Source organism: Ideonella sp. P3_A4, from assembly GCF_056403075.1.
In genome coordinates this window covers 1-2046 of sequence record NZ_JBFUGE010000873.1, presented here as the reverse complement: position 1 = coordinate 2046, position 2046 = coordinate 1, and the positions used below count along the sequence as shown (strand labels likewise).

Here is a 2046-nt window from a genome sequence, read left to right as displayed (position 1 = left end):
GGGGATGTCCAACTCGGCCTCGCGAAACACCTTCAGCGCGTCGACCCCATTGAAGCCGGGCAGTGAGAAGTCCGACAGCACCGCGTCCCACGGCTCTTCGCCCAGCGCTGCGCGCAACGCCTTCACGTCCTGGACCCGCCGATGCCGCGGCTCGAACCCGGCTCGGCGCAGCGCGCGCATGGCCAGCCGCGAGTCGTCCTCGGAATCCTCGACCACCAGAACGCGAATCGCCTTGGTCACGATGAAGTCCGCTGGGTCGGGGTCTGGTTGAGCATCAGCCAGAAGATGCCGAGCACCTTCACGGCGTCGAGGAACTCGACGAAATCGACCGGCTTGCGCACATAGCTGTTCGCACCCAGCGCGTAGCCTGAGATCAGGTCCTGCTCCTCCTTCGACGAGGTCAGGATCACGACCGGCAGAAACTGCGTGATCGGGTCGGCACGGATCGCCTTGAGCACGCCCAGTCCGTCGAGCTTGGGCAACTTGAGGTCGAGGATGACCAGCGTGGGCAACGGTCCACCGGCCCGTTCGGCATGGGCGCCGCGCCCGAATAGAAAGTCCAGCGCCTCGATGCCGTCACGCGCGACCACGATCGGGTTCATCAGGTGACTGCGCTTGAACGCCCGCAGCGTCAGCGTCGCATCGTCGGCGTTGTCTTCGACCAGCAGGATGACCTTGTCAGACTCGCTCACAGCGTGCTCCTTCGGCGGGTGCGTTGGGCCCGCCGTGCGCCGGGCTGTGCGAAATCGGGTCTGCATGGGCCGATGCCGGTGCGACTGAATGCTCCGGCTCGAGGTCCTGCATGCAGAAAGTGAAGGTGGCGCCCTTGCCCAGTTCGGCCTGCACGCCGATCGTGCCGCCGTGACGGCGGATGACCCGCTGCACGATCGCCAGGCCGATGCCGGTGCCGGCAAACTCGTTCTCGTGGTGCAAGCGCTGGAAGGCGCCGAACAGGCGGCTGGCATAGGCCATGTCGAAGCCGACGCCGTTGTCGCTGATGAAAAACTCGCGTCGTTCACCAGTGTTGCGCATGCCCACGTGGATCGTCGGGTTCGCTGTCTTGCCGGTGAACTTCCAGGCGTTCTCGAGCAGGTTCTGCATCGCGATGCGCATCAGCGCCGGGTCGGCCTGCACCGTCATCCCTTCGTCGATCTTCAAAGAGACCGGGTGATCGGGCTGGTGCTTGGCCAGCGAGTCGGTGATCTCGTGGGCCATGTGGCTGAGGTCGACCGGGCGGATCGACAGCTCGGTGCGGGTCACGCGTGACAGGCCCAGCAACTCGTCGATCAACCGGCCCATGCGCTGGCTGGCGGCGCGGATGCGGTGCAGTGCGTCTTCGCCGTCCTCGTCGAGCTTGCCGCTGTAATCCTCCAGCAGCGCCAGCGCAAAGCCGTYCATGCTGCGCAGCGGCCCTCGCAAATCGTGCGAGACCGAGTAGCTGAAGGCTTCGATTTCCTTGTTCAGCGCAGCCAGCTCGTGGTTGCTGCGCTCGATCTGGTGAAACGAGTCGCGCAACGCATGTGTCATGGCGTTGAAGTGACGCGCCATCTGGGCGATCTCGTCATCGCCATGGATCTCCAGCCGATAGGTCCAGTTGCCGGCGGCMACTTCCCGCGTCGCCTGTTCCAGCCTGGCGATGGGCCGCAGCATCTTTCGATGGACCAGCCAGGCGGCGCCGCAGGTGCACAGCGCGATCAGGGCCAGCCCGGCCAACGTGACGAGCGCGACGCGCCGCTGAGCGGTGTCGATGCGCTGAGCCGCCAGATCACTCAGCTCGAAGGCGTCGGCCAGCGTTTCCTGCTGCAGGATCAGCAGCCGGCTCGACAACTGTGCTTCGAAACGCTGGGTGGACGGGTCGGCGGGCCCTGCCGATGGATCGACCACCGGCGATGCGAGCAGTTCGGCAAACAGACGGTCCGCTGTCGCGTTGTGGTCCCGCAGGTCGTGCAGCAATTCTTGCGCGGCCCGGTCGTCCGAGCTGACGCTGGTCGAGAAGTCGGCGAGCAGGCGGTCCAGCCGTTGCGAGACCTCGCGTTCCTGTTCACG

At 65.7% G+C, this 2046-nt stretch carries 3 protein-coding genes; all 3 read right to left on the bottom strand.

Annotated features, from left to right (window positions below; translation table 11 throughout):
* Positions 1 to 240, bottom strand: a 240-nt coding sequence (locus tag AC1DYI_RS33910; protein WP_477208501.1) for a response regulator, incomplete at its 3' end; no start/stop codon positions are given.
* Complete coding sequence (locus tag AC1DYI_RS33905; protein WP_477208500.1) at positions 237 to 692, bottom strand: response regulator; 456 nt, start codon at positions 690 to 692, stop codon at positions 237 to 239. The genes AC1DYI_RS33910 and AC1DYI_RS33905, both read right to left, overlap by 4 nt.
* On the bottom strand, positions 679 to 2046 hold a 1368-nt coding region (locus AC1DYI_RS33900; RefSeq protein ID WP_477208499.1), incomplete at its 5' end, for a sensor histidine kinase. The genes AC1DYI_RS33905 and AC1DYI_RS33900, both read right to left, overlap by 14 nt.